Origin of the sequence: Stenotrophomonas beteli (assembly GCF_001431665.1) — a bacterium.
GTDB classification, from domain to species: Bacteria; Pseudomonadota; Gammaproteobacteria; order Xanthomonadales; family Xanthomonadaceae; genus Stenotrophomonas; species Stenotrophomonas beteli.
The window spans coordinates 1-6225 of record NZ_LLXV01000085.1; the positions used below are offsets into that span (position 1 = coordinate 1).

5 protein-coding genes are annotated in these 6225 nt (G+C 66.4%); 2 read left to right on the forward strand and 3 right to left on the reverse strand.

The features are described from left to right. Positions 1 to 652: 652 nt before the first annotated feature. The gene (locus tag ARC23_RS19060) at positions 653 to 1636 is read right to left on the reverse strand and encodes a LysR family transcriptional regulator (RefSeq protein WP_057498646.1); all 984 of its coding nucleotides are present in this window, start codon (positions 1634 to 1636) and stop codon (positions 653 to 655) included. A gap of 208 nt (positions 1637 to 1844) precedes the next feature. Between ARC23_RS19060 and cysK the strand changes: the two genes are divergently transcribed. Both cysK and ARC23_RS19070 read left to right on the forward strand, forming a co-directional pair. Beyond that, positions 1845 to 2804, forward strand: a complete 960-nt coding sequence (gene cysK, locus ARC23_RS19065; RefSeq protein ID WP_057498647.1) for a cysteine synthase A — start codon at positions 1845 to 1847, stop codon at positions 2802 to 2804. Positions 2805 to 3072: 268 nt separating this feature from the next. Then, positions 3073 to 3672, forward strand: a complete 600-nt coding sequence (locus ARC23_RS19070) for an O-acetyl-ADP-ribose deacetylase (RefSeq protein WP_057498648.1) — start codon at positions 3073 to 3075, stop codon at positions 3670 to 3672. Positions 3673 to 3763: 91 nt separating this feature from the next. Here the strand turns inward: ARC23_RS19070 and ARC23_RS19075 are convergent, their stop codons facing one another. Beyond that, positions 3764 to 4909: a hypothetical protein gene (locus ARC23_RS19075; RefSeq protein ID WP_057498649.1), complete on the reverse strand. Its 1146-nt coding sequence runs from the start codon at positions 4907 to 4909 to the stop codon at positions 3764 to 3766. 129 nt (positions 4910 to 5038) lie between these two features. Beyond that, a complete protein-coding gene (locus tag ARC23_RS19080) occupies positions 5039 to 6043 on the reverse strand; it encodes a class I fructose-bisphosphate aldolase (RefSeq protein WP_057498650.1) in 1005 nt (334 codons plus the stop codon). Between the last annotated feature and the right edge of the window lie 182 nt (positions 6044 to 6225).

Below are 6225 nucleotides of genomic sequence, written 5' to 3' on the forward strand. Positions count from 1 at the left end.
GTAGAAAAAAAGGGGAAAAGGCTCCCCGGCGGGGCGCCGCCGCGCCCCCTTTTGACGGCGGAGAAAAAAACACAAAAAACGAAAACGGGGGGGTCAGGTCGCGTGTGTTGTTGGTGTTGGGGGGGGGGGGGGGGGGAGGCAAGACCGCGCGAAAACCCCGCCAGGGGTCTAGGAGGCCCCCTCCAGGGGCCCAACGGTCCCCTCAACCGGCCCCACCCCGCCTTCGACAGTTTCCGGCGATCTGCTGTAGATCCACGCCATGCGTGGATGAATCTCCATCGGAATCGAATATTTCGAATTGGAATCGAAAAGCATCCACGCATGGCGTGGATCTACCGTGTCGACCAAGGTCGACACCTGCCAACAGCCGTCGGAACCTGTCAGAGGTGGGGTGGTGTCGGAGTGCGGGGTGTCAGCCGCATGGGTCCGAGGCATGTCTCGGGCGGGTTGGGCAGGACGCCCAACCCCGGTCTTGCCGTGTGCGCAGGAAAGCGCACACGAGCAAGCGGCTGCCAAGCTTACAGGGACGTACTTGCAGCGTCCCCGCACTCCGCCCCCCCCGCCAACCCACGGAATGCCGCTTCTGCTGTTGCTGTTGCTGTTGCTTGAATGCCGCGGCGGGTACAGGGCTGCAAGCCCTGCTCGACCAACCTCACACCGTGATGGTCTGGGTCAGTGACTCCCACGTCGGCGGCACGGGCCACGCGGCGGCCTGGTTGCCATCCAGCACCCTTCGCAGATCACGCGGGTCAATCTGCGGCGCCAGCACATGCACCAGCTCCAGCGCGTAATCGCGCAGCACGCGGTCGCGCGGCAGCACCGCCCAGGCGATGCACTCGCTGATCGGGTCCGGCGCCGGCCATGCCTTGAGGTCTTCATCATTGGCACTGACCGCCATCTCGGCCAGCAGGCCCACGCCCAGCCCGGTGCGCACGTAGGTCTTGATCAGATCGGCATCCAGCGCGGTCAGCGCCAGATCGGGCACCAGGCCATGAGCGGCGAAGGCGCGCTGCAGCGACGAGTTCGGGCGCGTGGAGGACTCATAGCTGATCAGCGGTTGACGGGCCAGCGCGGTCAGGTCCGGCACGCGCCCGGCGCGGTCCAGCGGGTGGCCCTTGGGCACCACCACCAACCGCCGCCAGCGGAACAGCGGCACCGCAATGCCATCGGTAGGTTCACTGCCCGCTGTACTGATGATGGCGATATCGGCATCACCCTGCTTCAACCGGTCCAGCGCATCGGCCTCGGCCGCCTGCTGCAGATGGACGCTGACCTGCGGGTAGGCCTGCTTGATCGCCGCTACCGCCGGCGGCAGCACGAAACGCGCCTGGGTGTGGGTGGTGGTCAGGATCAGCTGGCCCTGGCTTTCACGGCGCTGGTTGGCAGCATAGGTGCGGATGTTGTTGGCTTCGGCCAGCACCGCACGGGCGCGCGAAATGACTTCGGTGCCGGCCGGGGTGACCGATTCCAGGCTGCGCCCCTTGCGCACGAACAACAGGAAGCCGAGCTCGTCCTCCAGCTGCTTGAGCTGCTTGGACAGGCCGGGCTGGGTGGCGTGCACGCGCGAGGCGGCCAGCGTGATGTTCAGCTCGGCGTCGGCGATGGCAACCAGGTAGCGCAGCTGGGTCAGCGTCATGGGCGGGCGGGCGGCGTGGGGCGGAGGTCCACTCTAGGGTCAATTGCCGTCACCAGCTTATAACCAAAGGTTGTTTAAGAAAGGTATCTGGTCATTTCCGGGCGTCATATGCCGGCGCTACGGTCAGCCGGCAGCCGCTGGCCTGAACAGCCAGCCCTCCCCCTTTGCCCGCCGATGCCCGGCGCGGCCCCGTTTCCGGAGCGCATCCATGGCCCTGTACGACTCCATCCTCGATACCGTCGGCAACACCCCCATCGTCAGGCTGCAGCGCCTGGCGCCGCCACAGGTCAGCGTCTACGCCAAGGTCGAGTCGTTCAACCCCGGCGGCTCGGTCAAGGACCGCCTGGCTTTGGCGATCATCCTCGACGCTGAAGCGCGTGGCCTGCTCAAGCCCGGCGACACCATCGTCGAGGCCACCTCGGGCAATACCGGCGTGGCGCTGGCGATGGTCGCCGCCGCACGCGGCTACAAGTTCGTGGCGACGATGGTCGAGACGTTCTCGGTGGAACGCCGCAAGCTGATGCGCGCCTACGGTGCCAAGGTGATCCTGACCCCGGCCGCCGAGCGTGGCAGCGGCATGGTGCGCAGGGCGCGCGAGCTGGCCGAACAGCACGGCTGGTTCCTGGCCAGCCAGTTCGCCAACCCGGCCAATCCGGCCTATCACCGCAACACCACCGCTGCCGAGATCCTGCGCGACTTCGCCGGCAGGCGACTGGACTACTTCGTCAGCGGCTGGGGCACCGGCGGCACGCTCACCGGCGTGGGCGAAGTGCTGAAGGTGGCACGTCCGCAGACCCGTATCATCGCCACCGAGCCGGCCGGTGCCGCGCTGCTCAAGGGCGATGACTGGAAGCCGCACAAGATCCAGGGCTGGACTCCGGACTTCGTGCCGGACGTGCTCAACCGCGATGTGGTGGACGAACTGGTGTCGGTCGACGACGACCGTGCCATTGCCACCGCACGCCGCCTGGCCGCCGAGGAAGGCATTTTCGTCGGCATCTCCGCCGGCGCCACCATCGCCAGCGCGCTGGACGTGGCCGCGCGTGCAGAACCGGGCGCGGTGATCCTGGCCATGCTGCCGGACACCGGTGAACGCTACTTCTCCACGCCGCTGTTCGCCGATGTGAACGAAGGATCCGACGACGAGTGGTTGGCCGGCCTGCCGTGACACCCGGGGTCAGAGCCTTTTCCATCCGGAAAAGGGATCTGACCCCATCCTGTTGCATGCCCGGGGTCGGATCCCTTTTCCGCAGGGGAAGGGCTCTGACCCCGTTACGCTTCAGCCTGCGTGAAGGCGCCGCCCGCCATCGTGCGTGAAGGCCGTCGGATCGCAGCGCGTGAGACGGTCATGACGCAGTATCGATGCCCTGTCCCCTACCGTGGGAACAGCCGGCGCAGATGCTGCGCGGATCACCTCACAGGCAGGAGACGGACGCATGAAGATCGAAGTTTGGCAGGGCGACATCACGACCCTGGCGGTGGATGCGATCGTCAACGCGGCCAATGAAACACTGCTCGGTGGCGGCGGTGTCGACGGCGCGATCCATCGCGCGGCCGGCGCCGCATTGCTGACCGAGTGCGCGCAGTTGCCGGAGCTGCGCCCGGGCGTGCGTTGCCCGACCGGCGAAGTGCGCGCTACCGGCGCCTATGCGCTGCCGGCACGACATGTACTGCACACGGTGGGCCCGGTCTGGCACGACGGCCAGCGCGACGAGCCGGCACTGCTGGCCAACTGCTACTGGAAATCGCTGCAGCTGGCCGAGTCGCTGGGCGTGCAGTCGATCGCGTTCCCGGCCATCAGTTGCGGCGTATACGGCTATCCGCTGTACCAGGCCGCGCAGATCGCGGTGACCGAAACACTGGCGTGGCAGCGCAGCCATGCGCAGCCGATGCGCATCGTGCTGGTGGCGTTCAATACTGCGACGGCCAAGGCCTACCAGCAAGCGCTGAGCGCCGCCGGGCAAAGCGCGGACAGCGAACCGCGCGGCTCGATGCTGCCGCCGCTGGGCGATGCGGGCTTCGCCGCCGCGCACTGAATCCGGCGGTCAGCGTCAAGGAAAAGGCCGGGCATTGCCCGGCCTTTCCTGTCGCATCGTTGTCCACACTCCCATGGAGTGTGGAACACGCTCAACGGCTGGCAGCTTCCACCGCGGCGGCATCATCGGCCACAGCAGCGGCGGCGTCGGCAGCGGCATTTGCCGCCGAGGCTGCAGCCTCGTCGGCGCTGGCACCGTCCACCTGCACGCGCACTTCCACCATGCCTGCGCCGTTGCTCAGGCTGGACACTTCGACGGTGTAATGACCAGCCGGCAACGCTTCTTCCAGGCGTGCGTTGGTATCGTTGCCACCGTCGTCGTCGGTCAGTTCGACATCGCCGCCAACCACGCGCAGCACGGTATCGAGCTGGCCGGAGATCGCATCCAGCCGCACATTGGTCGGACGGTCCAACGTCAGCAGGAAGCGGCGGACGCCATCGTTGTCGAGCATCGTGTACACGCTGCCGGACTTCGGCAATGCGGTGCCATCGCGGTCAACCAGGTTGCCCGGCACCTCGATGCGCTTGGCCGACAAGGTGAACATGCCACTGACGCCGTCACCGAGCCCACGCGCGGTCAGCGTGTACTTGCCCGGCTTCAGCGACAGGGTCAGGCGCGAGTTCGTGCTGTCCCCGCCGTCGTCATTCTCGGCATCCACGCCCTGCCCGGACAGCTTCAGCACCGGGTCGAAGGCATCCGATACCAGACGGATCTCGTACAGGCCGGCCTTGTCCACCTGCAGGGTGTAGTCCTGCGAATTGCTGGCCAGCATGTCGGCGATCTCTCCGCTGCCTGCAAGCGGCTTGCCGTCGTACGGCTTCAGCTTCTCAGCACGAAGGCGGTACGGCCCGAAGGCGGTCGGACCGTTGGCATTGACCGCCACCTGATAGGTGCCGCCGCCGTTGGCACGGAAGGCCAGGGAAACGTCGCCCTCGCGCTCGTAGCCGGTATTGCTGGTGGACACCAGGCTGCCGTTGTTGAACACGGCGATCGAGCCGGCCAGCGCACCGGTCAGCTTGAGGCCGACCAGGTCCTTGTCTTCCAGCTTGATCTGGTAGAGCTGGTGGTGGCTGCCGTCATTGAAGTTGATGCCGCTGCGCGAGGTGATCTCGCCGGATACCGGCTTGTCGAAATCGAGCGATGCGGCCTTGCCCGCCTCCGCGCTGCCGCCGATGCGGTTGCAACCGCCGGCGACGAGGGCCGTGGCAACGGCCAGTGTGATTGCTGCCAAACGCATGTTGTTTCTCCTTGGCCTTCCATGTGGTTCCCGCGTACCGGCCGGGCACGCGGGGGCGGAAAAGATACCCGCAAAAGCAAACGCCGGCGTGATGCCGGCGCTGCCTTGTTCATCCAGCGATGGGACGGATCAACCGTTCCACTTGCCCAGCGCGGCCAGGCCGTTGTCCTTGGCGCGCTCGTACACGGTCTTCTGGGCAGCGGCGTAGTTGCCCTTCATGTCCTTGGCCCACAGCTTCAGCGCGGCCTGCTGCATGGCGCGGCCGTAGGAGAAGCTCAGCGGCCACGGCAGGTTGCCCAGCTGGTTCATCGCGTTCAGGTGTGCGGTGGACTGCTCGTCGGTCTGGCCGCCGGACAGGAACACCACGCCCGGCAGGATCGCCGGCACGGTGCTCTTGAGGCACATGACGGTCGATTCGGCCACTTCCTCGACGTCGGCCTGCTCATCGCAGCCCTTGCCGGAGATGACCATCGAGGCCTTCAGGATGGTGCCTTCCAGCAGCACGTTCTGCTGGTACAGCGCATCGAACAGCGAACGGAGGGTCGCTTCGGTCACTTCGTAGCAGGTCTCGATGTCGTGGTCGCCGTCCATGATCACTTCCGGCTCGACCATCGGCACCAGGCCGCATTCCTGGCACAGCGCGGCATAGCGGGCCAGCGCGTGCGCGTTGGACTCGATGCAGGTGCCCGACGGGATGCTTTCGCCGATGTTGATCACCGCACGCCACTTGGCAAAGCGCGCGCCCAGCTTGTAGTACTCCTGCAGGCGCTCGCGCAGGCCGTCGAGGCCTTCGGTCACCAGCTCGCCCGGGCAGCCGGCCAGCGGGTGCGCACCCTTGTCCACCTTGATGCCCGGAATCATGCCGTGGTCGGCCATGTACTTGGCGAACGGCACGCCGTCCCTGGTCGACTGGCGGATGGTCTCGTCGTACAGGATGGCGCCGGAAATGTGCTCGTTGAGCTTCGGCGTGGTCAGCAGCAGCTCGCGGTAGGCGCGACGGTTCTCCTCGGTGTTCTCGATACCGACGCCGGCGAAACGCTTGGCGATGGTAGCGGTGGATTCGTCGATCGCGATGATGCCCTTGCCCGGGGCGACCATGGCCTGGGCGGTTTCAGCCAGCTGTTCGATGCTCATGTATTTCCTGTGGCGGGTGCGGGAAAAACGTAAGTATAGCCCTGCTGCCCGTTGCCTCGCCGTGGAGGACAGGATGGAAACGCTTCCACGTCTACGCAGGACAAAGGATGTCCTGCGGCATGGGGTCAGAGCCCTTTCAGGGATCTGACCCCTGGTCAGTACGGGGTCAGATCCCCGCAGGG